A 25,487-nucleotide genomic window follows, 5' to 3' on the forward strand; every position below is an offset into this window, starting at 1 on the left:
GCGATGATGAGCCTGAATGAACTCTCGACCTATCTCGGCGAGAAGCTGAGCGGCCGGATCGGCGATGCGGTGCTTGCCTATGGCGAACTCACGATCTCGCTCGAGCCGCAGGATCTGATCGAGGTGGTGAGCTTCCTGCGCGACGATCCAAAATGCCAGTTCATCTCGATCATCGACGTCTGCGGCGCCGATTATCCATCGCGGGCCAAGCGCTTCGACGTCGTCTATCACCTGCTGTCGCCGAAGCAGAATATTCGCATCCGCATCAAGGTGCAGGCCGACGAGGAGACGGTGGTGCCGTCTATCACCGGTGTGTTTCCGGGCGCCGACTGGTTCGAGCGCGAAACCTACGATCTCTACGGCGTGCTGTTCTCGGGCCATCCCGATCTCAGGCGAATCCTGACCGATTACGGCTTCGAAGGCCATCCGCTGCGCAAGGATTTCCCGCTGACCGGTTTCGTCGAGGTGCGCTACGACGACGAAGCCAAGCGCGTCATCTACGAGCCGGTGGAATTGAAACAGGAATTCCGCAATTTCGATTTTCTCAGCCCTTGGGAGGGGACGGATTACGTCCTTCCAGGCGACGAAAAAGCCAAGACGAATTGAGACGCCAAAATGGCTGAAACCTCCGTCCGCAACTTCAACATCAATTTCGGCCCGCAACATCCGGCGGCGCATGGTGTTTTGCGTCTTGTGCTAGAACTCGACGGCGAAGTCGTCGATCGCGTCGATCCGCATATCGGGCTGTTGCATCGCGGCACCGAGAAGCTAATCGAAGCCAAGACCTATCTGCAGGCCGTGCCCTATCTCGACCGGCTCGACTATTGCGCGCCGATGAACCAGGAGCATGCCTTCGCGCTTGCCGCCGAGCGGCTGCTCGGCATCGAGGTGCCGAAGCGCGGCCAATTGATCCGCGTGCTCTATTGCGAGATCGGCCGCATCATGTCGCACATTCTCAATGTGACGACGCAGGCAATGGATGTCGGCGCGCTGACGCCGCCGCTGTGGGGTTTTGTCGAGCGCGAAAAGCTCATGGTGTTCTATGAGCGGGCCAGCGGTTCGCGCATGCATGCAGCCTATTTCCGGCCCGGCGGCGTCCACCAGGACCTGCCGCAGCAGCTGGTCGAGGATATCGGCACGTGGATCGACCCGTTCCTGAAATCGCTCGACGATCTCGACGCACTGCTCACCGGCAACCGCATCTTCAAGCAGCGCAATGTCGACATCGGCATCGTCTCGCTGGCCGATGCCTGGGCCTGGGGTTTTTCGGGCGTCATGGTGCGTGGATCCGGCGTCGCCTGGGATCTGCGCAAGTCGCAGCCCTACGAATGCTATGCCGAGATGGATTTCGACATTCCGATCGGCAAGAACGGCGACTGCTACGACCGTTATCTCGTGCGCATGGAAGAGATGCGCCAGTCGGCGAAAATCATGCGCCAGTGCGTCGACCTGCTGCTCGGCAAGGAAGGCAGCGGGCCGGTGTCGAACCTCGACGGCAAGGTGGTGCCGCCGAAGCGCGCGGCGATGAAGCGCTCGATGGAGGCGCTGATCCATCACTTCAAGCTCTACACCGAAGGCTATCGCGTGCCGGCCGGCGAAGTCTATGCGGCGGTCGAAGCCCCAAAAGGCGAGTTCGGCGTCTATCTGGTCTCGGACGGCACCAACAAACCCTATCGCTGCAAGCTGCGCGCGCCGGGCTTCGCGCATCTGCAGGCCATGGATTTTTTGTGCCGCGGCCACATGCTGGCCGACGTCACCGCCGTTCTCGGCTCCCTCGACATCGTGTTTGGTGAGGTCGATCGATAAATGTCAGTCCGCCGTCTCGCAGAAGCCAGCCTCCAGCCAGCCTCCTTCGCCTTTAACCGGGCGAATGCGGCAGCGGCGAAGCAATGGATCAAGAAATATCCGAAGGGCCGCGAGCAGTCGGCGATCATCCCGTTGCTGATGCTGGCGCAGGAGCAGGAAGGCTGGGTGACCAAGGCGGCGATCGAGACGATTTCCGACATGCTCGATATGCCCTACATCAGGGGGCTCGAGGTCGCGACCTTCTACACGCAGTACCAGCTCAACCCGGTCGGCACCCGCGCGCATATCCAGGTCTGCGGCACCACGCCCTGCATGCTGCGCGGCTCGGAAGCGCTGATGGACGTGTGCCGCTCGAAAATCCATCACGACCAGTTCCACACCAACGACAAGGGCACGCTGTCGTGGGAAGAGGTCGAATGCCTTGGCGCCTGCGTCAACGCGCCGATGGTGATGATTTTCAAGGACACTTTCGAGGATCTGACGCCGGAGCGGCTTGCCGAGATCATCGACCTCTATGATGCCGGCAAGGGCGCCTCGGTGAAGCCGGGGCCGCAGAACGGCCGCATCACCTCCGAGCCGATCACCGGCCTGACGACGCTGAAGAGCGAAAAGGCAATCCTGAAGACCACCCGCGACAGGGAAGCCAAGGCGGCTGCCAAGGCCGCCAGGGCGGCTGCACCAGCGGCAATTGTCGCGACGCCAGCGGCTCCGGCCGTACAGGCACCGGCGGCCCCCGTTGCGCCTTCGAAAGCCAGCAAGCCGAAGACCGATGCGCCCGAAACCAGCCCGGCGCTGGAGACGCCTTCCCCGGCAAAGGTCGCACCAGAGACGGAAAAGGCGGCGAGCGTCAGAGCACCGCGGCATTCGGCGGCCAATGCCAACAAGGCCGCGCCGCAAGTCGAAAAAGTTTTGAAACAGCGCAGCGGTCCCAAGACCAAGGCTGAGCCGACGGCTGCTTTCAAGGCGCCGGAGTTGAAGGAAGCGCCGATCGGCGCTGCCGGCAAAAAACCCGTCAAGACGACCAGTGCCAAGACGGGCAAACCTTCGCTCGAGGACAAGAACCGTCCGGCCGGCATCGCAAGGCCGGCACTGGTCGACGATCTCAAGCTGATCTCGGGCGTCGGCCCGAAGATCGAAGGCATCCTGCATTCGCTTGGTATCTTCACCTATGCGCAAGTCGCGTCATGGAAGAAGGCCGAGCGCGAGTGGGTCGATGGCTATCTCAGTTTCCACGGCCGCATCGAGCACGAAGATTGGGTCAAGCAGGCCAAGGCGCTGGCCAAGGGCGGGGTCGCCGAATATATCCGCGTCTTCGGCAAGAAGCCGGTCTGAGGGACGAACAATGCTTCAGGACAGAGACCGCATCTTCAACAACATCTACGGCCGCTTCGACAAGTCGCTGGCCGGTGCGATGGCGCGCGGCGCCTGGGACAACACGCCCGGCATCATCGCCAAGGGGCGCGACTGGATCGTCAACGAGATGAAGGCATCAGGCCTGCGCGGCCGCGGCGGCGCCGGCTTCCCGACCGGGCTAAAATGGTCGTTCATGCCCAAGCAGAGCGACGGCCGGCCGAGCTATCTCGTCGTCAATGCCGACGAATCCGAGCCCGGCACCTGCAAGGATCGCGACATATTGCGCCACGATCCGCATACGCTGGTCGAGGGCTGCCTGATCGCCGGCTTCGCCATGGGCGCGATCGCCGCCTACATCTATGTGCGCGGCGAGTTCATCCGCGAGCGCGAGGCGCTGCAGCGCGCCATCGACGAAGCCTATGCGGCCAAGCTGATCGGCAAGAACAACACGTCCGGATACGATTTCGACATCTACATGCATCATGGCGCCGGCGCCTATATCTGCGGCGAGGAAACGGCGCTGCTCGAAAGCCTCGAAGGCAAGAAGGGCCAGCCGCGGCTGAAACCGCCGTTTCCGGCCAATGTCGGCCTCTATGGCTGCCCGACGACCGTCAACAATGTCGAGTCGATCGCGGTGGCGCCGACCATTTTGCGCCGTGGCGCTGCCTGGTTCTCGTCCATTGGCCGGCCCAACAACGTCGGCACCAAGCTGTTCTGCGTTTCGGGCCACGTCAACACGCCGTGCACCGTCGAAGAGGCGATGTCGATCCCGTTCCGCGAGCTGATCGAGACGCATTGCGGCGGCATTCGCGGCGGCTGGGACAATCTGCTGGCGGTCATTCCGGGCGGGGCTTCGGTGCCGCTGGTGCCGGCGGAGCAGATCATCGACGCGCCGATGGATTTCGATGCGCTGCGCGACCTGAAATCGGGTCTCGGCACGGCGGCTGTCATCGTCATGGACAAATCGACCGATATCGTGAAGGCGATCGCCCGGCTTTCCTACTTCTACAAGCACGAGAGCTGTGGCCAGTGCACACCGTGCCGCGAAGGCACCGGCTGGATGTGGCGGGTGATGGAACGGTTGGTGCGCGGCGAGGCGCAGAAGCGCGAGATCGACATGCTGCTCGACGTGACCAAACAGGTCGAGGGCCACACGATCTGCGCGCTGGGCGATGCGGCGGCGTGGCCGATCCAGGGCCTGATGCGGCATTTCCGCGGCGAGGTGGAGCGGCGTATCGACGAGTTTTCGCGCAATGCGCACCGGGCAGAGCCGGTGATGGTGGCGGCGGAATAGACGAGAGTTGAAAGACGGGCGAATGCCCGATCTGAAATACGGGCCAGTGCCCGATTTGAGGAAACAGGCCGGGGCATACGGAAGAAACGACCAGGAGACTACCTATGTCGCTGAATTCGAGACCCGAACATTTGATGCCAGATTTGGACCCGTTCGAGAAGATGAACCAGGACCTGACCAGGATGATGCCGAAGGAGATGGCCAGCGCCGTCAATCTCCTGGCGCACCCTGTCGCGGGTGCGGCAGCGATGTCGGCGCTCGGCATCGGGCTTGCCAATCATGCCTTTGGGTTGTGGATGGGCGTGCTCTCGGGAGCCGCCGAGGCCTCGCAGCGGCTCTTCCAGCCGATCGTCGACGATTTCGATGCCAGGGTAGAACGCTTTTCGCAGACAGGGACAAGCTCCTCGACCAAGGCGCGCGCGGCGACGAAAACCTTGATCGCCGAGGCGCAGTCCTTCGCCAGGAACGTGAATGACATAGCCGCGAACAGCATGGATGATGCACGCAGCGTGGTGGATGCGGCTGCCGCACCGGCCGGGTTGATGCCGGAGGATTTCAAGCAGCCCAAGGCAATGGATCGTCCGGAAAACCCGGCAGACCTCAAGGCAATATCGGGCATCGGGCCGAAGCTGGAACAGGTGCTGAACGGCCTGGGCATCTGGACCTACGGCCAGATCGCGACATGGACGCCGGAAGAGATCGCCTGGGTCGACGATTATCTGTCGTTCAAGGGCCGCATCGGTCGCGACAACTGGCTTGGCCAGGCAGCGGCGCTGGCCGCCAAGGCCGAGAGGTAGGCGACGCGATGGAGGTCCACGACAGGCGCGATGTTCTCGACGTGCGCAACGCCATCGTCAGCAATTCCAGTTTCGATGACGTCAACATGTCGAACACCCGGTTTCACGACGTCAACCTGTCGGCGGCCAGGATCCACCGCACCAACCTGAGCAACACCAAGGTGGAAGACGCCAATCTTTCGAACGCGTATTTCACCAACGTGAACATGAGCAACGTGAAGATAGAAAACGCGCAGGTTGCGGGCATGATGATCAACGGCATCAGCCTTGAAGACCTGTTCCAGGCATATGAGACGGCGAAGACCGCCGGGGGCAATTGATGGCAAAGCTCAAGGTCGACGGGAAAGAGATTACTGTACCCGACCACTACACGCTGCTGCAGGCAGCCGAGGACGCCGGCGCCGAAGTGCCGCGCTTCTGCTTCCATGAGCGGCTGTCGATCGCCGGCAATTGCCGCATGTGCCTGATCGAGGTGAAGGGCGGGCCGCCCAAGCCGCAGGCGTCCTGCGCCATGGGCGTGCGCGATCTGCGTCCGGGACCAAATGGCGAAACGCCGGAAATTTTCACCAACACGCCGATGGTCAAGAAGGCCCGGGAAGGCGTGATGGAATTCCTGCTGATCAACCATCCGCTCGATTGCCCGATCTGCGACCAGGGCGGCGAGTGCGACCTGCAGGACCAGGCGATGGCGTTCGGCGTCGATTCCTCGCGCTATCACGAGAACAAGCGGGCGGTCGAAGACAAATATATCGGGCCGCTGGTCAAGACGATCATGAACCGCTGCATTCATTGCACGCGCTGCGTCCGCTTCACCACCGAAATTGCCGGCATTTCCGAGCTCGGCCTGATCGGCCGCGGCGAGGATGCCGAAATCACCACCTATCTCGAAAGCGCGATGACCTCGGAACTGCAGGGCAACGTCATCGACCTTTGCCCGGTTGGCGCGCTGACCTCCAAGCCCTACGCCTTCCAGGCGCGGCCGTGGGAACTGACCAAGACCGAATCCATCGATGTCATGGACGCCGTCGGCTCGGCGATCCGCGTCGATAGCAGAGGCCGCGAGGTGATGCGCATCCTGCCGCGCACCAATGAGGCGGTGAACGAGGAGTGGATTTCCGACAAGACCCGCTTCATCTGGGACGGTCTGCGCACCCAGCGCCTCGACCGGCCATATGTCCGCAAGAACGGCAAGCTGGCCCCGGCAAGCTGGGCCGAGGCTTTTTCCGCGATCAAGGAAGCGGTGTCGAGCACCGCGCCCGACAAGATCGGCGCCATATCGGGCGATCTTGCCGCCGTCGAGGAGATCTATGCGCTGAAGCTGCTGATGGCGTCGCTCGGCTCGAAGAACACCGACTGCCGTCAGGACGGTGCGGCGCTCGATCCGTCGCTCGGCAGGGCAAGCTATCTCTTCAACCCGACCATCGAGGGCATCGAGCAGGCCGACGCGGTGCTGATCATCGGCGCCAATCCGCGCTTCGAGGCTTCCTTGCTCAACGCCCGCATCCGCAAGCGCTGGCGGCTCGGCAACCTGCCGGTCGGCGTCATCGGCGATGTCGGCGATACGCGCTACGACTATGAGCAGCTCGGCGCCGGATCGGAATCGCTGAAGGATTTGGCCGACGGCAACGGCAAATTCTTCCAGGTGCTGAAGCAGGCGACGCATCCGCTTGTCATCGTCGGTCAGGGCGCGCTGTCGCGCTCGGACGGCGCGGCCGTGCTCGGCCAGGCGGCGAAGCTCAGCCTGGCCGTCAATGCTGCGAGAGCCGACTGGAACGGCTTTGCCGTGCTGCACACTGCGGCGGCGCGTGTCGGCGGTCTCGATGTCGGCTTCGTGCCGGGCGAGGGCGGCAAGAACGTCGCCGGCATGCTGGGCGAGATGGACGTTTTGTTCCTGCTCGGCGCCGACGAGATTGACATGGCCAGGACCGGCGGCGCCTTCGTCGTCTATATCGGCACGCATGGCGACCACGGCGCGCACCGCGCCGACGTCATCCTGCCGGGCGCCGCCTATACCGAAAAGTCGGGCACCTACGTCAACACCGAGGGCCGGGTGCAACAGACCAACCGCGCCGGCTTCGCGCCGGGCGATGCGCGCGAGGACTGGGCGATCCTGCGGGCGCTATCGGATGTGCTGGGCAAGAGATTGTCGTTCGATTCGCTGCCGCAGCTGCGCGCAAAGCTCTATGGCGAATACCCGCATCTTGCCCGCATCGACCAGGTCGCGGCCGGCAATGCCGACGATATCGCTGAGGTGGCGAAGCTCGGCGGGCGGCTGGGCAAGGACGCCTTCACCTCGCCGGTCAAGGATTTCTACCTGACCAACCCGATCGCGCGGGCTTCCGCAGTGATGGCGGAATGCTCGGCGCTGGCGAAAAACGGTTTTAGGCAGGCGGCGGAATAGCATGGACACCTTCTTCTCCTTCTACGTGCTGCCGGCGCTGCTCATCCTGCTGAAGTCGGTCGTGCTGATCGTCGTGCTGTTGATCTTCGTCGCCTACATCCTGTACGCGGACCGCAAGATCTGGGCGGCGGTGCAGTTGCGCCGCGGCCCGAACGTCGTCGGCCCATGGGGCACGCTGCAGGCTTTCGCCGACCTGCTGAAGTTCGTGTTCAAGGAGCCGGTGATTCCGTCCGGCGCCAACAAGGGCGTTTTTCTGCTGGCGCCCCTGGTCTCGGCGGTTCTGGCGATTTCGGCCTGGGCGGTGATCCCGGTCAATGAGGGCTGGGCGATCGCCAACGTCAATGTCGGCATCCTCTATGTCTTCGCCATCTCCTCGCTCGAAGTCTATGGCGTGATCATGGGCGGCTGGGCGTCCAACTCGAAATATCCGTTCCTCGGCGCGCTGCGCTCGGCCGCGCAGATGGTGTCCTACGAGGTCTCGATCGGTTTCGTCATCGTCACGGTGCTGCTTTGCGTCGGCTCGCTCAACCTGTCCGACATCGTGCTGTCGCAGCAGGACGGCCTTGGCACAAGGGTTGGCCTGCCCAATACCTTCCTCGACTGGCATTGGCTGTCGCTGTTCCCGATGTTCGTCATCTTCTTCATCTCGGCGCTGGCCGAAACGAACCGCCCGCCCTTCGACCTGGTGGAAGCCGAATCGGAACTCGTCGCCGGCCATATGGTCGAATATTCGTCGACGCCGTTCCTGCTGTTCTTCCTCGGCGAGTATGTCGCCATCGTGCTGATGTGCGCGCTGGCCACCATCCTGTTCCTCGGCGGCTGGCTGCCGCCCTTCGACTTCGCTCCCTTCACCTGGGTGCCGGGGCTGATCTGGTTCGTGCTCAAGGTCTGCCTGGTGTTCTTCATGATCTCGATGGTGAAGGCCTTCGTGCCGCGCTACCGCTACGACCAGCTGATGCGGCTCGGCTGGAAGGTCTTCCTGCCGATCTCGCTGGCGATGGTGGTGATTGTCGCCGCGTTCCTCAAGATCACGGGGTTTGCGTGATGTCTGCTCTAGCCCAAGCCGCAAAATCCCTGCTGCTGCAGGATTTCGTCAGCGCTTTCTTCCTGTCGATGCGCCAGTTCTTCGCGCCGAAGGAGACGATCAACTATCCGCACGAGAAGGGGCCGATCAGCCCGCGCTTTCGCGGCGAGCATGCGCTGCGCCGCTATCCGAACGGCGAGGAACGCTGCATCGCCTGCAAATTGTGCGAGGCGATCTGTCCGGCGCAGGCGATCACCATCGAGGCCGGTCCGCGTCGCAACGACGGCACCCGCCGCACCGTGCGCTATGATATCGATATGGTGAAGTGCATCTATTGCGGCTTCTGCCAGGAAGCCTGCCCGGTCGACGCCATCGTCGAGGGGCCGAATTTCGAATTCGCGACCGAGACGCGCGAGGAACTTTATTACGACAAGGACAAGCTCTTGGCCAATGGCGACCGCTGGGAGCGCGAACTGGCGCGCAACATCACGCTGGACGCGCCGTACCGCTGACATTTGACGCATGGACGGGGCGAGAGGCCTCGTCTAAGGAACACGAAACTTGCCGACCGGAGGCGGTGGCAAACATCGAACAGGACGGGCGTCCTGTTCGGACCAGGAACCCGGGGGAACCCATGCTGAACGGATTAGAGGCGGCCTTTTTCTACCTCTTCGCATTTGTCGCGGTGGCGTCGGCGTTCATGGTCATTTCGGCGCGCAATCCCGTGCATTCGGTGCTGTTCCTGATCCTGACCTTCTTCAATGCCGCCGGCCTGTTCATGCTGACCGGCGCCGAGTTCCTGGCGATGATCCTGCTCGTCGTCTATGTCGGCGCGGTCATGGTGCTGTTCCTGTTCGTCGTCATGATGCTCGACGTCGATTTCGCCGAGATGAAGGAAGGCGCCCTGCAATACGCGCCGATCGGCGCGCTGGTTGGGCTGATCCTGGCGGCTGAGCTGATCGTCGTACTCGGCGGCTATACATTCGCGCCGCAACTGGCGGCAACGGTTGCAAAACCCACTCCGGACCTTGCCGCGCGTTCGAACACGGCAGCGCTCGGCGACATCCTCTACACCGACTACCTCTACTATTTCCAGATTGCCGGCCTTGTGCTGCTGGTCGCCATGATCGGCGCCATCGTGCTGACGCTGCGCCACAAGCCGGGCATCAAGCGGCAGTCGATCGCCGCCCAGGTCGGCCGCACGCCGGCAACGGGAATGGAAATCCGCAAGGTCAAGACGGGCGAAGGAATCTGAGATGGTCGTCGGCATCGCACATTATCTGACCGTATCGGCGATCCTGTTCACGCTCGGCGTGTTCGGCATTTTTCTCAACCGCAGGAACATCATCGTCATCCTGATGTCGATCGAGCTGATCCTGCTTGCGGTCAACATCAATTTCGTCGCCTTCTCGGCAGCGCTAGGCGATCTCGTCGGACAGGTGTTCGCGCTGTTCGTGCTGACGGTCGCAGCGGCTGAAGCGGCGATCGGCCTCGCCATTCTCGTCGTCTTCTTCCGCAACCGCGGCTCGATCGCGGTCGAAGACGTGAATATGATGAAGGGTTGACGGAAACCACCATGTATCAGGCCATCGTCTTCCTTCCTCTGCTCGGCTTCCTGATCGTCGGCCTGTTCGGCACGTCGCTCGGCGCCAAGGCGTCCGAATACATCACCTCCGGCTTCCTGGTGATATCAGCCGTGCTGTCGTGGGTCGCCTTCTTCGCCGTCGGCTTCGGCGAGGGCGAGGTGTTCACCGTGCCGGTGCTGCGCTGGATCCAGTCGGGCGGGTTGGAAGCCGCATGGGCACTGCGCATCGACACGCTGACGGTGGTGATGCTGGTCGTCGTCAACACGGTGTCGGCGCTGGTCCACATCTACTCGATCGGCTACATGCATCACGACCCGAACCGGCCGCGCTTCTTCGCCTATCTGTCGCTGTTCACCTTCGCCATGCTGATGCTGGTGACGGCCGACAACCTCGTGCAGATGTTCTTCGGCTGGGAAGGCGTCGGCCTCGCCTCCTATCTGCTGATCGGCTTCTGGTACAAGAAGCCGTCGGCCAATGCCGCCGCGATCAAGGCCTTCGTCGTCAACCGCGTCGGCGATTTCGGTTTCGCGCTCGGCATCTTCGGCGTGTTCGTGCTGTTCGGCTCGGTCAATCTCGGCACCATCTTCGCCAATGCGGCGACGTTCATTCCGGCCGAAGGCGGCTCGCAGGGCGCTGCCGTGCTGACCTTCCTCGGCTATGCGCTCGACAAGCAGGCTGCGATGACCGTCGTCTGCCTCTTGCTGTTCATGGGCGCCATGGGCAAGTCGGCCCAGGTGCCGCTGCACACCTGGCTGCCCGACGCCATGGAAGGCCCTACGCCGGTCTCGGCGCTCATCCATGCCGCCACCATGGTGACGGCCGGCGTGTTCATGCTGGCGCGGCTGTCGCCGCTGTTCGAACTGTCGCATTCGGCGCTGATCGTGGTCACCTTCATCGGCGCCTTCACCGCCTTCTTCGCGGCGACCGTCGGCCTTGTCCAGAACGACATCAAGCGCGTCATCGCCTATTCGACCTGCTCGCAGCTCGGCTACATGTTCGTGGCGCTCGGCGTCGGCGCCTATGGCGCGGCCATCTTCCATCTGTTCACGCATGCCTTCTTCAAGGCGCTGCTGTTCCTTGGCTCCGGCTCGGTGATCCACGCCGTCTCGGATGAACAGGACATGCGCAGGATGGGCGGCCTCAGAACGCTCATTCCGAAGACCTACTGGATGATGGTGATCGGCACGCTGGCGCTGACCGGCGTCGGCATTCCGGTGACGGTCATCGGCACCGCCGGCTTCTTCTCCAAGGACGCGATCATCGAAAGCGCCTTTGCCGCGCACAATCCGGTCGCCGGCCTTGCCTTCGTGCTGCTGGTCGTCGCTGCCTGTTTCACCAGCTTCTATTCCTGGCGCTTGATCTTCATGACCTTCCACGGCCAGCCGCGGGCGAGCCACGAGGTCATGCACCACGTCCATGAATCGCCGCCGGTCATGCTGGTGCCGCTGTACATCCTGGCGGCTGGCGCGCTGTTCGCCGGCGTGATCTTCCATGGCGCCTTCATCGGCGAGGGCTATGCCGAGTTCTGGAAGGCGTCGCTGTTCACGCTGCCGGAGAATCACATCCTGCACGACATCCACGAAGTGCCATTTTGGGTGAAGCTGTCGCCTTTCGTCGCCATGCTGATCGGCTTTGCGATTGCCTGGCAATTCTACATCCGCGCGCCGGAAATGCCGAAGAACCTGGCGGCGCAGCATCGCGGGCTCTACGCCTTCCTGCTCAATAAGTGGTATTTCGACGAACTCTTCGACTTCCTGTTCGTGCGGCCGGCAAAACGCCTCGGCCACTTCCTGTGGAAGACCGGCGACGGCACCGTGATCGACGGACTTGGTCCTGACGGGGTTTCTGCGCGCGTCGTCGACGTCACCAACCGGGTCGTCAAGCTGCAGACCGGCTACCTCTATCACTATGCCTTCGCCATGCTGATCGGCGTTGCCGCATTCGTCACCTGGATGATGCTCTGATGACCGCCTGGCCGATCCTCTCGCTGGTCACCTTCCTGCCGCTGGTTGGTGTGCTGTTCATTCTGCTGATCAATGACGACAGCGAGAATGCCCGCCGCAACATCCGCGCCATCGCGTTGTGGACGACTGGTATCACCTTCATCATCTCGCTGTTCATCTGGACCGGCTTCGACAATGCGGAGCCCGGCTTCCAGTTCGTCGAAAAATTTGCCTGGCTGGATTCCGGCATCTCCTACCATATGGGCGTCGACGGCATCTCCATGCTGTTCGTCATCCTGACCACCTTCCTGATGCCGCTCTGCATCCTGGCTTCGTGGGAATCGATCGAGAAGCGCGTCAAGGCCTACATGATCGCCTTCCTGCTGCTGGAGACGCTGATGATCGGCGTGTTCTGCGCGCTCGACATCGTCTTGTTCTACGTCTTCTTCGAAGCCGGCCTGATCCCGATGTTCATCATCATCGGCGTGTGGGGCGGCAAGCGGCGCGTCTACGCCTCGTTCAAGTTCTTCCTCTACACGCTGGCCGGCTCGGTGCTGATGCTGCTCGCCATCATGGCGATGTTCTTCCAGTCCGGCACCACCGACATCCCGACGCTGCTGACGCACGACTTCCCGGCCTCCATGCAGACCTGGCTATGGCTCGCCTTCTTCGCCTCCTTCGCCGTGAAGATGCCGATGTGGCCGGTGCACACCTGGCTGCCGGACGCGCATGTCGAGGCGCCGACGGCCGGTTCGGTGATCCTGGCCGCCATCCTGCTCAAGATGGGCGGATACGGCTTCCTGCGCTTCTCCCTGCCGATGTTTCCGATCGCCTCGGAGATGTTTGCGCCGCTGGTCTTCGCGCTGTCCGTCGTCGCCATCATCTACACCTCGCTGGTGGCGTTGATGCAGGAGGACATGAAGAAGCTGATCGCCTATTCGTCGGTCGCCCATATGGGCTTCGTCACCATGGGCATCTTCGCGATGAACCAGGAAGGCGTCCAGGGGGCGATTTTCCAGATGCTGTCGCACGGCCTGGTCTCCGGCGCGCTGTTCCTCTGCGTCGGCGTCATCTACGACCGCATGCACACGCGCGACATCGACGCCTATGGCGGGCTGGTCAACAACATGCCGAAATACGCCACCGTGTTCATGATCTTCACCATGGCCAATGTCGGCCTGCCCGGCACCAGCGGCTTCGTCGGCGAGTTCCTGACCATGCTCGGCGTGTTTCGGGTCAACACCTGGGTGGCGTTCTTCGCCGCCACCGGCGTCATCCTGTCGGCGGCCTATGCCCTGTGGCTGTATCGCCGGGTGATCTTCGGCGCGCTGACCAAGGACAGCCTGAAAGGCCTGCTCGACCTGTCGACGCGCGAGAAGGTGATCATCTACCCGCTGGCCGTGCTGGTCATCTTCTTCGGCGTCTACCCGGCGCCGGTCTTCGACGCGACCGCCGCATCGGTCAAGGCGCTCGTCACCAATGTCACCGCATCCATCGACACCGCGCAGACCGCGGCGGCGAACTGACCCGAGAGGTTTGCGAACCATGACGCCGGACCTTCTCTCCAGCCTGTCGCTGTCGACGCCAGAGCTGATCCTCGCCGTCGGCGCCCTGGCGCTGCTGATGCTCGGCGCCTATTCGCGCGCAAACACCACCACCACGGTCAGCGGCCTTGCCGTGGCCGTCCTGGTGGTTGCCGGCGTCTGGACGATCTTTTCCACCGGGCAGGGCAACGCTTACGGCGAAGCCTTCGTCCAGGATCCCTTCGCCCGCTTCATGAAGGTGCTGGCGCTGGTCGGGTCGGCGGTGACGCTGGTCATGTCGATGCGCTTCGCCAAGGCGGAGCATTTCGACAAGTTCGAGTATCCGGTGCTGATCCTGCTGTGCACGCTCGGCATGATGCTGATGATCTCGGCCAACGGCATGATCGGGCTTTATCTCGGCCTCGAACTGCAGTCGCTGGCAATCTACGTGCTGGCGGCGATCAACCGGGACAATCTGCGCTCGACCGAGGCGGGGTTGAAATATTTCGTCCTCGGCGCGCTGTCGTCCGGCATGCTGCTCTACGGCATCAGCCTCGTCTACGGCTACACCGGCAACACCGGCTTCCAGGAGATCGCCGCAACACTTGGCGGCGGCGAGCGGCAGCTTGGCCTGGTGTTCGGCCTGGTCTTCGTGCTGGCCGGCCTCGCCTTCAAAATATCGGCGGTGCCGTTCCACATGTGGACGCCCGACGTCTATGAAGGCGCGCCGACGCCGGTGACGGCCTTCCTCGCGGCGGCGCCGAAGATGGCGGCGATGGCGCTGATCGTGCGCGTCACCATGGACGCCTTCCAGCCGATCGCCGCCGACTGGCAGCAGATCATCGTCTTCATCTCGATCGCCTCGATGCTGCTCGGCGCCTTTGCGGCTATCGGCCAGACCAACATCAAGCGGCTGATGGCCTATTCCTCGATCGGCCATATGGGCTACGCCCTGGTCGGCCTCGCCGCCAACAGCCAGGCCGGCGTGCGCGGCGTCGCCATCTACATGCTGATCTATCTGGTGATGACGCTCGGCACCTTCGCCTTCATCCTCGCCATGCGGCGCAAGGAAGGCAATGTCGAACAGATCAGCGATCTCGCCGGCCTGTCGTCGACCAATCCGATCATGGCGACGATCCTGACCATCCTGATGTTCTCGCTGGCCGGCATTCCGCCGCTCGCCGGCTTCTGGGGGAAGTGGTACGTGTTCCTTGCCGCCATAAACGCCAACCTCTACGCGCTGGCGATCATCGGCGTGCTGGCCTCGGTGGTGGGCGCCTATTATTATCTGCGGATCATCAAGATCATGTGGTTCGACGAAGCGGTCGGCGGCTTCGTGCCGATGGCGACCGAGCTTCGCATCGTGCTTGGCGTCTGCGGCGCCTTCGTGCTGTTCTATGTGCTGATCGGCGGGCCGATCGGCACCTATGCCGAAGCCGCCGCCAAGACATTCTTCTGACGGGATGGCATTTCGGCTGGCTCCAACAGCGGCCTCGGAAGGGTTCCGGCTCGAGGCACATGACACCGTCGGTTCCACCAATGCGCTGGCGCTCGACCGTGCGCGGGCGGGAGATCCGGGCAAGCTCTGGGTCGTTTCGAAAAAACAGGAAAGCGGGCGTGGCCGGCGCGGCCGGGTCTGGGCGACCCCCGAGGGCAATCTGGCGGCGACGCTGCTGGTGGTCACCAATGCCGAGCTTCGCCTCGCCGCGACGCTCGGCTTCGTCGCCGGGCTGGCGCTGGCCGATGCGCTCGACGCCGTCGTGCCGAAGGGCAGGATCGCAATCGGCCTCGACGGCGGCAGCGATGGAAAAAACCGTTTCGAGCTGAAATGGCCGAACGATGTGCTTGCCTCCGGCGCCAAGCTTGCCGGCATCCTGCTGGAATCGGCGATACTCCAAGGCGATCGCTTTGCGGTGGCGGTCGGCATCGGTGTCAATGTTGTGGCATACCCCAAGGATTTGCCTTATCCCGCGACATCGCTTGGCGCGCTGGGCGCTGCTTGCGATGCCGAGACATTGTTTCTGGCGCTGTCGGATGCCTGGAGCGAGAATGCGCGGCTGTGGAACGATGGGCGCGGGTTGGCCGCCGTCAGGCGGCGCTGGCTGGCGCGCGCGGCAGGGCTTGGCGGGCAGGTTGCTGTCAGAATTGACGGTAATGTGGTGCGCGGCACGTTCGAGACCATTGACGAGGACTGCCGTTTCGTGATCCGCGACGATGAGGGTTCGGTTCTGACGATCGCCGCCGGCGACGTGCATTTCGGTGCGGTCGCGTCGGCCCAGGTTTGACGGGCCCCCCAGGTTTGGCAGGCCAAGGTTTTGACAGGCCAAGTTTTTTACGGGCTCAGGTTTGACTGGCCCCAGATTTTGACGGGCTTGGGTTGACCGGCCAGGAAAGGAATGATCATGGCGACAGCGGAAAACGCCGAACTCGTCTTCGTGCCGCTTGGCGGCGTCGGCGAGATCGGCATGAACTTCGCCCTCTATGGCTACGGGCCAGCCAATGCGCGTGAATGGATCGTCGTCGATGTCGGCGTGACCTTTCCCGATGCCAGCCTGCCTGGCGTCGACCTGGTGCTGCCCGACACGCGCTTCATCGAGGAGAACGTCGCCAATCTGCGCGGCATCGTCATCACCCACGCGCATGAGGACCATTACGGCGCGCTGCTCGACACATGGCCGAAGCTCAAGGCGCCGGTCTGGATGACGCCGTTCGGCGCTGGATTGCTGGAAGCCAAGCGGCAGGGCGAGCAGGGCGCACCAAAGATCCCGGTGACGATCTACCGCGCCGGTGAAAAGTTCAGCGCCGGCCCGTTCGAGATCGAGGCCATCCCGGTCGCGCATTCGATCCCCGAGCCGATGTCGCTGGCGATCACCTCGCCGGCCGGCACCGTCATCCACACCGGTGATTGGAAGATCGATCCGGCGCCGACGATCGGTCCGCTGACCGACGAGGCGCGCTTTCGCGCCTATGGCGACAACGGCGTGCTGGCGTTGATCTGCGATTCCACCAATGCGCTGCGGGAAGGGGTGTCGCCGTCGGAAGTCGCGGTTGGCGAGGGCCTCAAGGGCGTCATCCAGAGCGCCAAGGGCCGCGTTGCGGTCACCACCTTTTCCTCCAATGTCGGACGCATCGTCTCCATTGCCAAGGCGGCACGCGATGCCGGCCGGCAGTGCCTGGTGCTCGGCCGCTCGCTGAAGCGCGTCATCGATGTTGCCGGCGAGCTCGGCTACATGGTTGGGCTGCCCGAATTCATCGCCGAGGAGGATTTTGGGTTCATCCCGCGCGAGAACCTCGTCATCATTTGCACCGGCAGCCAGGGCGAGCCGCTTGCGGCACTGGCGAAACTGTCGCGCGAGGAGATGAAATCGGTGTCGCTGACGGCAGGCGACACGGTGGTGTTTTCCTCGCGCACCATTCCCGGCAACGAGAAGGGCATCCTCGAGATCAAGAACCGTCTGATCGATCTCGGCATCAAGATCATCGAGGACGGTGATGCGCTGGTGCATGTCTCGGGCCATCCGCGCCGCAGCGAGCTGCGCAAGATGTATGAATGGGTGCGCCCGCAGATCGGCGTTCCCGTGCATGGCGAAGCGGCGCATCTGGTGGCGCAGGGATCGCTGATGTCGGTGTCCGGCATCGGCCAGGTGGCGCAGGTGCGCAACGGCGACATGCTGCGGCTCTATCCCGGTGCTGCGGCGATCATCGACCAGGTGCCGTTCGGCCGCATCTACAAGGACGGCAGGCTGATCGGCACCGACCAGGCGATGGGCATTCGCGACCGGCGCAAGCTGTCTTTCGCCGGCCATGTCGCGGTCAATGTCGTGCTCGACGACAAATATGAGCTCGCCGGCGATCCCGATCTGGTCGCCATCGGCGTCGCCGAGGCCGATGGCCGCGGCGAGAGCCTGGAGGACCTGATGATCGATGCGGCAATCGGCGCCGTGGACTCCATCCCCCGTCAGCGCCGAAGAGATCTCGACCTTGTGCAGGAGGCAGTGCGCCGCGCCGTCCGTGGCGCCGCCAATGAAGCCTGGGGCAAGAAGCCGCTGGTGACGGTGTTCGTCACAAGGTAAGGGAATAGGGGAGTAGGGCAGTACGGCAGTAGGGGGAGAAAGTCGTTTTTCCCTACTTCCATACTGCCCTATTGCCTTACTGCCCTGAGGAAAACCAATGCTTGAACGCCTGAACCATGTCGCGCTTGCCGTGCCGGATCTGGCTGCGGCGACAGCGGCTTATCGCGACACGCTCGGCGCTCGGGTGACGGCGCCGCAGGCGCTGCCGGAGCATGGCGTGACGGTGGTGTTCGTCGATGTCGGCAATACCAAGATCGAATTGCTGGAGCCGCTTGGTGAGGGTTCGCCGATCGCGGCATTCCTCGAGAAGAACCCCTCGGGCGGCATGCATCATCTGTGCTATGAGGTCGACGACATTCTTGCCGCGCGAGATCACCTCAAGGCCAGCGGCGCCCGCGTCCTGGGCGACGGCAACCCGAAGACCGGCGCGCACGGCAAGCCGGTGCTTTTCCTGCATCCCAAGGATTTCTTCGGCACGCTGGTCGAACTGGAGCAAGCATGAGCTGGGTTTCATTTCTCGCCCTGTTCTTCATCACATGGTGGGTGGTGCTGTTCGCCATCCTGCCGTTCAGCCTGAGGACGCAGGACGAGGATGAGGACGTGACGCTGGGCACGGTATCCAGCGCGCCGCGCGGACCGCATATGCTGCGCGCGGTGCTGCGGACGACGATCGTCACGCTGGTTCTGCTTGGCATCTTTTATGGCATGACGCGGGGCCTCGGCCTCGGCATCGACGACATCCCGCACATCGTGCCGGATTTCAGCCGGAGTCCCGAAAACTAGACCGCCGGGTACGGCTGGCCACATCTTGCATGCGAGCACCAATCCGGGGTGGAAGCCAATGCAGGTTCCGAACCGGCTGTCCTGGGGACCAGGTAAAGTGGTTTAGCAATTTGTCGTGCTAACCAAATGATTGCACAAAAAAAATGCAAGGCACGAGGCCTTGCAATTTAAACGCGTCCGATCTGTTTCCGGTATCCGGCGGCAGCGAGTAACCGCGCCTAGATCGCATCCTCCCAAGACTTTGACCGCGTAGGAGAGCAGATTTCTTTCCGCCCTCTCGTTTATCGGCGCACATTAGACCAAGCCGGGTGAAAATGTCACGCAGAATTTTGCCCGGAAATAAGCAATCTCGTGCTGCACTGCACAATAGTATGGCAGGCGTTGCTTGCAAAACGACCAGCAAGGCGAACCCGGCACTGCGGCGCCTTTGCGACGCCCCAGTGGCCGCCCAGTTGGCTGCCAGTTGGCTTGGGGGAGGCGGGTTTCCATTCCGTCATGAAATGGCTATGAAGCCGGGGCAAGCAAGCCTGCGCTGCGCCGATTCCGGTGCGGCAATCCTCTCTCTCACGGACCGGTCCATGCGTTTGTCGCGCTATTTCCTGCCTATCCTTAAAGAAAATCCGCGCGAGGCCGAAATCGTCTCGCACCGGCTGATGCTGCGCGCCGGCATGGTCCGCCAGCAGGGGCAAGGCAGTTTTTCCTGGCTGCCGCTCGGCAAGAGGGTGCTGGACAAGGTCTGCCGGATCGTTCGCGAGGAGCAGGACCGGGCCGGCGCGCTTGAGATTCTGATGCCGACCATCCAGTCGGCCGAGCTGTGGCGCGAAAGCGGCCGCTATGACGACTATGGCAAGGAGATGCTGCGCATCAAGGACCGGCAGGATCGGGACATGCTCTATGGGCCGACCAACGAGGAGGTGGTCACCGAGATTTTCCGCGCCTATGTGAAGTCCTACAAGGATCTGCCGCTCAATCTCTATCACATCCAGTGGAAGTTCCGCGACGAGGTGCGGCCGCGCTTCGGCGTCATGCGCAGCAGAGAGTTCCTGATGAAGGACGCCTATTCCTTCGATCTCGACTTCGAAAGCGCCAGGGCGGCCTATAACAGGATGTTCGTGTCCTATCTCAGGACGTTCACGCGCATGGGGCTGCAGGCAATCCCGATGCGTGCCGACACCGGGCCGATCGGCGGCGATCTCAGCCACGAATTCATCATCTTGGCCGACACCGGCGAGAGCCAGGTCTATTGCCATCGCGACTATCTCGCGCTTGACGTGCCGGGGGCGGACACGGACTTCTCCAACGATGCCGAGATCGGCGACATCGTCAAGAAATGGACGACGCCCTATGCGGCGACCGACGAGATGCACGACGAGGCGGCGTGGGAGAAGGTCGCGACAAGCGATCGCGTCTCGGCGCGCGGCATCGAGGTCGGCCACATCTTCCATTTCGGCGACAAATATTCGAAGCCGATGGGCGCCAAGGTGACCGGGCCCGACGGCAAGGATCATTTTGCTTCCGGAGGTTCCTACGGCATCGGCCCGACGCGGCTGGTCGCGGCGATCATCGAGGCCAGCCACGACGACAACGGCATCATCTGGCCGGAGGCGGTGGCGCCTTTCGACATCGGCCTGATCAATATGAAAGCCGGCGACGCCGACTGCGACCGCATCTGCGATGAACTCTATGCGGCGTTTGTCGCCGTCGGCAAGGACGTGCTCTACGACGACACCGACCAGCGGCCGGGCGGCAAGTTCGCCACAGCCGACCTGATCGGACTGCCGTGGCAGGTGATCGTCGGGCCGCGCGGCGTGGCCGCCGGCGAGGTCGAGATCAAGAACCGCAGGAACGGCGAGCGTGAAACGCTGCCGGTCGCGGACGTGAAGAAACGCTTCGGTCTTGCCGCATGAGTGGAGCGGCAGCAGCTAAACCCATGGCCGCCGGAGCTTTTTCCGTGTTCGAACGCATGGTCGCGTGGCGCTATCTGCGCTCGCGCCGCAAGGAGACGGTGATCTCCGTCATTGCCTCGATCTCGTTCCTCGGCATCATGCTGGGCGTCGCCACGCTGATCGTGGTGATGGCTGTCATGAACGGCTTTCGCGCCGAGCTTCTGACGCGCATCCTCGGCGTCAACGGTCATCTGATTGTGCAGCCGCTCGAGATGCCCCTGGAGGACTATGCGCAGATCGCCGGCCGCATCAACGGCGTGCCCGGCGTCCAATACGCCATTCCGCTGATCGACGGGCAGGTGCTGGCGCAAGGCAATGTCGGCGGCGGATCAGGGGCGCTGGTGCGCGGCATACGCGGCGAGGACCTGGGCAAGATTTCAATCGTCGCCAACAATATCAAGCAGGGCTCGATCGCCGGCTTCGACACAGGCGAGGGCGTCGCCATCGGCAGCCGCATGGCCGACAATCTCGGTCTTGTGCTCGGCGACACCATCACGCTGATCGCGCCCGACGGCGATGTGACGCCGCTCGGCACGACACCGCGCATGAAGGGTTACCCGATCACGGCGATCTTCGAGGTCGGCATGTCGGAATATGACAGCTCCATTGTCTACATGCCGTTTTCGGAAGCGCAGCTCTATTTCAACATGGATGGCCTGGCCCAGGCGATCGAAATCTATGTCGACAATCCCGACAATGTCGACGCGCTGAAGCTGAAGGTCGAGGAGGCGTCGCAGCGGCCGATCACCATGGTCGACTGGCGAGAACGCAACCGGACATTCTTCGATGCGCTGCAAGTGGAGCGCAACGTCATGTTCATGATCCTGACGCTGATCGTGCTGGTCGCGGCGCTCAACATCATTTCGGGGCTGATCATGCTGGTCAAGGACAAGGGCCACGATATCGCCATCCTGCGCACCATGGGCGCCACGCGCGGCGCGATCCTGCGCATCTTCCTGATGACGGGGGCGGCGATCGGCGTGGTGGGCACCCTCGCCGGCGTCCTCCTCGGCGTCATCATCTGCCTGAACGTCGAGCGCATTCGCCAGTTCTTCTCCTGGCTGGCCGGCGAAAGGCTGTTCAATCCCGAGCTCTACTTCCTGAGCCAGTTGCCTGCCCGCATGGACGCCAGCGAGACGATCTCGGTGGTGCTGATGGCGCTGGTGCTGTCGTTCCTGGCGACGCTGTTTCCGGCATGGCGCGCGGCCAGGCTCGATCCGGTCGAAGCGCTGAGGTATGAATGATGGCCGAGGCCATTATCGAGCTGAAGAGCGTCGAGCGGCACTATGTCCAGGGGCCGCGCAAGCTGACCATCCTCAACGGCGCCGATTTTTCGCTGAAGCGCGGTGAGATCGTGGCGCTGGTGGCGCCTTCGGGCACCGGCAAATCGACGCTGTTGCATACCGCCGGACTGCTGGAGCGGCCGGACGCCGGCGATGTCATTCTGGCCGGCCGCGCCTGCGGGCGGCTTTCCGACGACGAGCGCACGGCGATCCGCCGCAACGATGTCGGCTTCGTCTATCAGTTCCATCACCTGCTGCCGGAGTTCACGGCGCTGGAAAACATCATGATGCCGCAACTGATAAAAGGGCTGCCGCGCAAGGAGGCCGCCGAGCGATCGGCGCAACTGCTCGACTACATGCAGATCGGCAAACGCGCGCAGCACCGGCCGTCCGAACTGTCCGGCGGCGAGCAACAGCGCGTCGCCATCGCGCGCGCCGTTGCCAATGCGCCGCTGGTGCTGCTGGCCGACGAGCCGACCGGCAACCTCGACCCGGTCACCGCCTCCTATGTGTTCGAGGCACTGGGGGCGCTGGTCCGGCAGTCGGGCCTGGCGGCGCTGATCGCCACCCACAATCACGAGCTTGCCTCGCGCATGGACCGTCGCGTCACGCTCGCCGACGGCAAGGTTGTTCCGCTTTAGGTGTATCGATATTCAACCGGCCTGCGAACGGCGGTTTCCTGCGCTTCCCTACAGCGCCGCGCGCCCTCTTGGGCGCGCAAAGGACGCTGTAGAACTTTGATTTCGCGCATGACCGAAATCGATCTTGATTTCGGGTCATGTGGGCTCACGTACTGAAGTACGCTCCGCTCCGGTTCTCGGAAGCCACCATTGTCGGCGCGGCCTGACCTGAATCTCGACACACCTAACGGGCTGATCACCAGCGACCGTGTTTCCCCGCACGCAGCCAGCGCGGAAACAGAGAAACCCGCTCTCAACCTTTCCTTAACCGTGCCGAACTGATCGCCCGAAATCCGTGCCACGCTCGGATTGCCGCCGTTGACATCCGAACAAATTCAGAACAAAATACGAACATACTGAAAACAGGAGAGCGTTATGACCGGTCTTGTTCAGGATGTCGTGTCTCTGGTTTGCATGAGCACGTTTCTCATTTCCATGGCGATCTGGATCGGAGCGATGTGAGGCAGCGCGCCTCGTTCTTCGCGGGGTGAGGGGCGGCATCGGAGCTCGGTGGTTCAGCGCCGCTTCGTCAGCCGGCCTTGCAAGCCGTTTCGACAAGCAGAGCTGCGGTGGGTCCGAAGACATCCTCGAAGGCAGATTTCAGCGCAAGATCGAGATCGGCCATTGCCAGGGGAAGGCCGAGGTCGACGAGGCTGGTGACGCCGTGGTCCTGCACACCGCACGGCACGATGCCGCTGAAGTGGCTGAGATCCGGCTCGACATTGATGGCGATGCCGTGAAAGCTCACCCAGCGCCTCAGCCTGATGCCGATGGCGGCGATCTTGTCCTCGGCGAGCGATCCGTCGGGCAGGGCGGGGCGATCCGGCCGCACCACCCAGACGCCGACACGGTTCTCGCGCCGTTCGCCGCGCACGTTGAAAGCGGCGAGCGTGCCGATGATCCATTGTTCAAGTGCCGCGACGAAGGCGCGAACATCCTCGCGCCGCCGCTTCAGGTCGAGCATCACATAAGCGACCCGCTGGCCTGGCCCATGATAGGTGTATTCGCCGCCGCGTCCTGCCGCGAACACCGGGAAACGGTCGGGCTCGATCAGGTCCTCGATGCGGGCGCTGGTGCCGGCGGTGTAGAGCGGCGGGTGCTCGACCAGCCAGACCATCTCGCCGGCGCCGCCGCCTCGGATCGCTTCGGCACGCGCCTCCATCACGGCAAGCGCATCCGGATAGGCGGTGAGGCCGGGTTCGATCCGCCATTCGACCGGCGCCGAACCGGGCAGGGGCAGGAACGACGTGGCGATCTGGCTGCGTTCTGTCATGGTGTGTCTCGTCTAAAGCGCGCCGCGTTTGAAGGGAACCGTGGCGCGCTTTAGATTCTTGATTTGTGCATGTCGTTGTCCCAAAACCGCTGCGCACTTTTGGGCGACATGCATTAGCCCCACATATGGCGGCAATCGGCTGAAACGTCCAGTTGCGAGCGCGTTTCAGCTCTTTGGAGGGTTATGCCGAAGCGCGGGCATTTATTGCGCGACGCGCCCTTGTTTCGCCGGAAACGATTTGCTACACGCCGCGAGCCGGTTCGTTCCGGCTCCTACCACGTGCGGTCGTGGCGGAATTGGTAGACGCGCAGCGTTGAGGTCGCTGTGGGGCAACCCGTGGAAGTTCGAGTCTTCTCGACCGCACCAGCTTTATCCAGTAAGCTGTTATTTTTATGTGCGTTTTTTTGTTTCCTTGCAGTCCTTCCAAGACTGTTTGTGCAAACTGAACACTACGCGAACCCGTTGCTGGTTGGATGCGGAATGCCGCGCCCTCACCGCGTGGTTTGACCCGCCGTTACATGCCAGCTGCTTCAAAGACCGAACCGTGCCGCGAAACGGACACTTGGCAATGCGCGGCGAAAAATGTGCTTTCCAGGCAAGCGGCTATATATTGATGTGATTGCGCGGCAAATCGCCCGCTAGTGCGTTATCTCAAGGCTTGTTTGCGGACGCGATTTTCCAGCCGCATGAGCAAATAGTCGACCTCTTGTCTGGCCGCCGCCGACAATGCACTGCCCGGCTTGCGCTGGGCGTCCGACGCGATGGCGCCGCGCTTCATCATCACATATTTGCGTACCGCAAGTCCCACGCCGGGTTGCTGCTCATAGCGCAGATAGGGCAGGTGGGCGTCGAAAAGATCGTGCGCCTTGTCGCGCTCGCCGGCGGCGGACAGTTTCACCATGTCGACCAGCATATCGGGGAAGGCATAGCCGGTCATCGCGCCGTCGGCACCGCGCTCCATCTCGAAGTCGAGAAAGAGGCCGCCATTACCGGCAAGGATCGACAGCGGCCGCAGCGAGCCGTCCTTTTGGAAACCGCGCAGCGCGCTGATCTTCTCCAAGCCCGGCCAGTCCTCGTGCTTGAGCATGAAGCAGGCCGGGTTGTCGGTGACGATGCGGCGGATGACGGCCGGCGTCATGACGACCGAAAGGGTCAGTGGATAATCCTGCAGGACGAAAGGAACATCCTCGCCGACCGCTTCGGATGCGTTGCGGAAATAGGTGACGATCTGGTCGTCGGTGCGCAGCGCCGGCGGCGGCGCGATCATCACGCCCTGCGCGCCAAGCTCCATCGCGGCGCGCGCAAGGCTGCGCATGGCGGCGAAGCCGGGGGCGGAGACGCCGACGATGACCGGCAGCCTGGTGCGCGCCACGACACGCTTGACGATCTCCAGCGATTCGCCGGCGTCGAGCTTCGGGGCCTCACCCATGATGCCGAGGATTGTCATCCCATCGACGCCGCAGCGCTCGTAGAAATCGACCATCGAATCAAGCGATTCCCAGTCGATCTTGCCATCCGCCTCGAACGGCGTCGGGGCAATGGTGTAGACGCCTTTGGTGTCAGGGCCGATGGCCATGAGCTCCTCCTAAATCCAGCTTTCAATCATAGCGCAGGACCGACCGTCCGATCCAACCCGGCAGTCGGTCCGGAGGTCCCGTTCGTCGTTCCATCGTATGCGGACAACTGGTTGGCCGATCTGGACAATGGCTGCACGGGATTGCG

General features: G+C 62.9%; 23 protein-coding genes and 1 tRNA gene. 22 read left to right on the forward strand and 2 right to left on the reverse strand.

Features of this window, described 5'->3' with window-relative positions; translation table 11 throughout:
- The first annotated feature begins 3 nt into the window (after nucleotides 1-3).
- From AC0L18_RS06920 to AC0L18_RS07020, 21 genes are all read left to right on the forward strand, one after another.
- The gene (locus AC0L18_RS06920; protein ID WP_128246478.1) at nucleotides 4-606 is read left to right on the forward strand and encodes an NADH-quinone oxidoreductase subunit C; all 603 of its coding nucleotides are present in this window, start codon (nucleotides 4-6) and stop codon (nucleotides 604-606) included.
- Between the two features lie 9 nt (nucleotides 607-615).
- Nucleotides 616-1,806, forward strand: coding sequence for an NADH-quinone oxidoreductase subunit D (locus AC0L18_RS06925; RefSeq protein ID WP_027156090.1), 1,191 nt, complete (start codon nucleotides 616-618; stop codon nucleotides 1,804-1,806).
- A complete protein-coding gene (locus tag AC0L18_RS06930; protein ID WP_473491237.1) occupies nucleotides 1,807-3,138 on the forward strand; it encodes an NADH-quinone oxidoreductase subunit E in 1,332 nt (443 codons plus the stop codon).
- Between the two features lie 10 nt (nucleotides 3,139-3,148).
- Nucleotides 3,149-4,453: an NADH-quinone oxidoreductase subunit NuoF gene (gene nuoF / locus AC0L18_RS06935; protein ID WP_027156088.1), complete on the forward strand. Its 1,305-nt coding sequence runs from the start codon at nucleotides 3,149-3,151 to the stop codon at nucleotides 4,451-4,453.
- Between the two features lie 104 nt (nucleotides 4,454-4,557).
- A complete protein-coding gene (locus AC0L18_RS06940; protein ID WP_023798857.1) occupies nucleotides 4,558-5,250 on the forward strand; it encodes an NADH-ubiquinone dehydrogenase subunit in 693 nt (230 codons plus the stop codon).
- Between the two features lie 8 nt (nucleotides 5,251-5,258).
- The gene (locus tag AC0L18_RS06945; RefSeq protein ID WP_128180400.1) at nucleotides 5,259-5,570 is read left to right on the forward strand and encodes a pentapeptide repeat-containing protein; all 312 of its coding nucleotides are present in this window, start codon (nucleotides 5,259-5,261) and stop codon (nucleotides 5,568-5,570) included.
- Complete coding sequence (gene nuoG / locus AC0L18_RS06950) at nucleotides 5,570-7,651, forward strand: NADH-quinone oxidoreductase subunit NuoG (protein ID WP_473491238.1); 2,082 nt, start codon at nucleotides 5,570-5,572, stop codon at nucleotides 7,649-7,651. The genes AC0L18_RS06945 and nuoG overlap by 1 nt, the downstream gene beginning before the upstream one ends.
- A gap of 1 nt (nucleotide 7,652) precedes the next feature.
- A complete protein-coding gene (nuoH, locus tag AC0L18_RS06955; RefSeq protein WP_023798860.1) occupies nucleotides 7,653-8,696 on the forward strand; it encodes an NADH-quinone oxidoreductase subunit NuoH in 1,044 nt (347 codons plus the stop codon).
- Nucleotides 8,696-9,187 carry an NADH-quinone oxidoreductase subunit NuoI gene (gene nuoI, locus AC0L18_RS06960; RefSeq protein ID WP_473491240.1) on the forward strand — a complete coding sequence of 164 codons (492 nt, stop codon included), beginning with the start codon at nucleotides 8,696-8,698 and terminating at the stop codon, nucleotides 9,185-9,187. Before nuoH ends, nuoI begins: the two co-directional genes overlap by 1 nt.
- 122 nt (nucleotides 9,188-9,309) lie before the next feature.
- Nucleotides 9,310-9,930 carry an NADH-quinone oxidoreductase subunit J gene (locus AC0L18_RS06965; protein WP_023798862.1) on the forward strand — a complete coding sequence of 207 codons (621 nt, stop codon included), beginning with the start codon at nucleotides 9,310-9,312 and terminating at the stop codon, nucleotides 9,928-9,930.
- A gap of 1 nt (nucleotide 9,931) precedes the next feature.
- Nucleotides 9,932-10,240 carry an NADH-quinone oxidoreductase subunit NuoK gene (gene nuoK, locus AC0L18_RS06970; RefSeq protein WP_023798863.1) on the forward strand — a complete coding sequence of 103 codons (309 nt, stop codon included), beginning with the start codon at nucleotides 9,932-9,934 and terminating at the stop codon, nucleotides 10,238-10,240.
- Between the two features lie 11 nt (nucleotides 10,241-10,251).
- Nucleotides 10,252-12,225 carry an NADH-quinone oxidoreductase subunit L gene (gene nuoL, locus AC0L18_RS06975; RefSeq protein WP_473491241.1) on the forward strand — a complete coding sequence of 658 codons (1,974 nt, stop codon included), beginning with the start codon at nucleotides 10,252-10,254 and terminating at the stop codon, nucleotides 12,223-12,225.
- Nucleotides 12,225-13,730 carry an NADH-quinone oxidoreductase subunit M gene (locus tag AC0L18_RS06980; protein WP_091594338.1) on the forward strand — a complete coding sequence of 502 codons (1,506 nt, stop codon included), beginning with the start codon at nucleotides 12,225-12,227 and terminating at the stop codon, nucleotides 13,728-13,730. The genes nuoL and AC0L18_RS06980 overlap by 1 nt, the downstream gene beginning before the upstream one ends.
- Nucleotides 13,731-13,749: 19 nt before the next feature.
- The gene (gene nuoN, locus AC0L18_RS06985) at nucleotides 13,750-15,186 is read left to right on the forward strand and encodes an NADH-quinone oxidoreductase subunit NuoN (RefSeq protein WP_473491242.1); all 1,437 of its coding nucleotides are present in this window, start codon (nucleotides 13,750-13,752) and stop codon (nucleotides 15,184-15,186) included.
- Between the two features lie 4 nt (nucleotides 15,187-15,190).
- Complete coding sequence (locus AC0L18_RS06990; RefSeq protein WP_473491244.1) at nucleotides 15,191-16,012, forward strand: biotin--[acetyl-CoA-carboxylase] ligase; 822 nt, start codon at nucleotides 15,191-15,193, stop codon at nucleotides 16,010-16,012.
- A gap of 117 nt (nucleotides 16,013-16,129) precedes the next feature.
- Nucleotides 16,130-17,800, forward strand: a complete 1,671-nt coding sequence (locus tag AC0L18_RS06995; RefSeq protein WP_473491245.1) for a ribonuclease J — start codon at nucleotides 16,130-16,132, stop codon at nucleotides 17,798-17,800.
- Between the two features lie 97 nt (nucleotides 17,801-17,897).
- Nucleotides 17,898-18,302, forward strand: a complete 405-nt coding sequence (mce, locus tag AC0L18_RS07000; protein WP_473491247.1) for a methylmalonyl-CoA epimerase — start codon at nucleotides 17,898-17,900, stop codon at nucleotides 18,300-18,302.
- Entirely contained in the window at nucleotides 18,299-18,583 is a 285-nt protein-coding gene (locus AC0L18_RS07005) for a DUF1467 family protein (RefSeq protein WP_023798870.1), read from the forward strand. Before mce ends, AC0L18_RS07005 begins: the two co-directional genes overlap by 4 nt.
- 578 nt (nucleotides 18,584-19,161) lie before the next feature.
- On the forward strand, nucleotides 19,162-20,490 hold the full coding sequence (gene proS, locus AC0L18_RS07010) for a proline--tRNA ligase (RefSeq protein WP_473491248.1): 1,329 nt from the start codon (nucleotides 19,162-19,164) through the stop codon (nucleotides 20,488-20,490).
- On the forward strand, nucleotides 20,487-21,773 hold the full coding sequence (locus AC0L18_RS07015) for a lipoprotein-releasing ABC transporter permease subunit (RefSeq protein ID WP_473491250.1): 1,287 nt from the start codon (nucleotides 20,487-20,489) through the stop codon (nucleotides 21,771-21,773). Before proS ends, AC0L18_RS07015 begins: the two co-directional genes overlap by 4 nt.
- Nucleotides 21,770-22,453 (forward strand): ABC transporter ATP-binding protein, encoded by a 684-nt coding sequence (locus tag AC0L18_RS07020; protein ID WP_473491251.1) that lies wholly within the window; start codon nucleotides 21,770-21,772, stop codon nucleotides 22,451-22,453. The genes AC0L18_RS07015 and AC0L18_RS07020 overlap by 4 nt, the downstream gene beginning before the upstream one ends.
- A gap of 568 nt (nucleotides 22,454-23,021) precedes the next feature.
- On the opposite strand, the gene lipB is transcribed toward AC0L18_RS07020, so the two are convergent.
- Nucleotides 23,022-23,765 (reverse strand): lipoyl(octanoyl) transferase LipB, encoded by a 744-nt coding sequence (lipB, locus tag AC0L18_RS07025; RefSeq protein WP_473491252.1) that lies wholly within the window; start codon nucleotides 23,763-23,765, stop codon nucleotides 23,022-23,024.
- A 281-nt stretch (nucleotides 23,766-24,046) separates the two neighbouring features.
- Between lipB and AC0L18_RS07030 the strand changes: the two genes are divergently transcribed.
- Nucleotides 24,047-24,131 (forward strand) — tRNA-Leu (locus tag AC0L18_RS07030).
- 280 nt (nucleotides 24,132-24,411) lie between these two features.
- Here AC0L18_RS07030 and AC0L18_RS07035 read toward each other — a convergent pair.
- Nucleotides 24,412-25,341, reverse strand: a complete 930-nt coding sequence (locus AC0L18_RS07035) for a dihydrodipicolinate synthase family protein (protein WP_473491253.1) — start codon at nucleotides 25,339-25,341, stop codon at nucleotides 24,412-24,414.
- Nucleotides 25,342-25,487 lie beyond the last annotated feature (146 nt).

The organism is Mesorhizobium sp. WSM4819 (assembly GCF_055811215.1).

What these genes read in the sequence shown, in the direction of transcription:
- nuoK (WP_023798863.1), top strand. Translation starts at nt 9,932, where the DNA reads ATGGTCGTCGGCATCGCACATTATCTGACCGTATCGGCGATCCTGTTC.
- proS (WP_473491248.1), top strand. Translation starts at nt 19,162, where the DNA reads ATGCGTTTGTCGCGCTATTTCCTGCCTATCCTTAAAGAAAATCCGCGC.
- AC0L18_RS06930 (WP_473491237.1), top strand. Translation starts at nt 1,807, where the DNA reads ATGTCAGTCCGCCGTCTCGCAGAAGCCAGCCTCCAGCCAGCCTCCTTC.
- nuoF (WP_027156088.1), top strand. Translation starts at nt 3,149, where the DNA reads ATGCTTCAGGACAGAGACCGCATCTTCAACAACATCTACGGCCGCTTC.
- AC0L18_RS07035 (WP_473491253.1), bottom strand. Translation starts at nt 25,341, where the DNA reads ATGGCCATCGGCCCTGACACCAAAGGCGTCTACACCATTGCCCCGACG.
- AC0L18_RS06990 (WP_473491244.1), top strand. Translation starts at nt 15,191, where the DNA reads ATGGCATTTCGGCTGGCTCCAACAGCGGCCTCGGAAGGGTTCCGGCTC.
- lipB (WP_473491252.1), bottom strand. Translation starts at nt 23,765, where the DNA reads ATGACAGAACGCAGCCAGATCGCCACGTCGTTCCTGCCCCTGCCCGGT.
- AC0L18_RS06995 (WP_473491245.1), top strand. Translation starts at nt 16,130, where the DNA reads ATGGCGACAGCGGAAAACGCCGAACTCGTCTTCGTGCCGCTTGGCGGC.
- AC0L18_RS07020 (WP_473491251.1), top strand. Translation starts at nt 21,770, where the DNA reads ATGATGGCCGAGGCCATTATCGAGCTGAAGAGCGTCGAGCGGCACTAT.
- AC0L18_RS06920 (WP_128246478.1), top strand. Translation starts at nt 4, where the DNA reads ATGATGAGCCTGAATGAACTCTCGACCTATCTCGGCGAGAAGCTGAGC.
- AC0L18_RS06925 (WP_027156090.1), top strand. Translation starts at nt 616, where the DNA reads ATGGCTGAAACCTCCGTCCGCAACTTCAACATCAATTTCGGCCCGCAA.
- AC0L18_RS07015 (WP_473491250.1), top strand. Translation starts at nt 20,487, where the DNA reads ATGAGTGGAGCGGCAGCAGCTAAACCCATGGCCGCCGGAGCTTTTTCC.
- mce (WP_473491247.1), top strand. Translation starts at nt 17,898, where the DNA reads ATGCTTGAACGCCTGAACCATGTCGCGCTTGCCGTGCCGGATCTGGCT.
- AC0L18_RS06945 (WP_128180400.1), top strand. Translation starts at nt 5,259, where the DNA reads ATGGAGGTCCACGACAGGCGCGATGTTCTCGACGTGCGCAACGCCATC.
- AC0L18_RS07005 (WP_023798870.1), top strand. Translation starts at nt 18,299, where the DNA reads ATGAGCTGGGTTTCATTTCTCGCCCTGTTCTTCATCACATGGTGGGTG.
- AC0L18_RS06965 (WP_023798862.1), top strand. Translation starts at nt 9,310, where the DNA reads ATGCTGAACGGATTAGAGGCGGCCTTTTTCTACCTCTTCGCATTTGTC.
- AC0L18_RS06980 (WP_091594338.1), top strand. Translation starts at nt 12,225, where the DNA reads ATGACCGCCTGGCCGATCCTCTCGCTGGTCACCTTCCTGCCGCTGGTT.
- nuoI (WP_473491240.1), top strand. Translation starts at nt 8,696, where the DNA reads ATGTCTGCTCTAGCCCAAGCCGCAAAATCCCTGCTGCTGCAGGATTTC.
- nuoL (WP_473491241.1), top strand. Translation starts at nt 10,252, where the DNA reads ATGTATCAGGCCATCGTCTTCCTTCCTCTGCTCGGCTTCCTGATCGTC.
- nuoH (WP_023798860.1), top strand. Translation starts at nt 7,653, where the DNA reads ATGGACACCTTCTTCTCCTTCTACGTGCTGCCGGCGCTGCTCATCCTG.
- nuoN (WP_473491242.1), top strand. Translation starts at nt 13,750, where the DNA reads ATGACGCCGGACCTTCTCTCCAGCCTGTCGCTGTCGACGCCAGAGCTG.
- AC0L18_RS06940 (WP_023798857.1), top strand. Translation starts at nt 4,558, where the DNA reads ATGTCGCTGAATTCGAGACCCGAACATTTGATGCCAGATTTGGACCCG.
- nuoG (WP_473491238.1), top strand. Translation starts at nt 5,570, where the DNA reads ATGGCAAAGCTCAAGGTCGACGGGAAAGAGATTACTGTACCCGACCAC.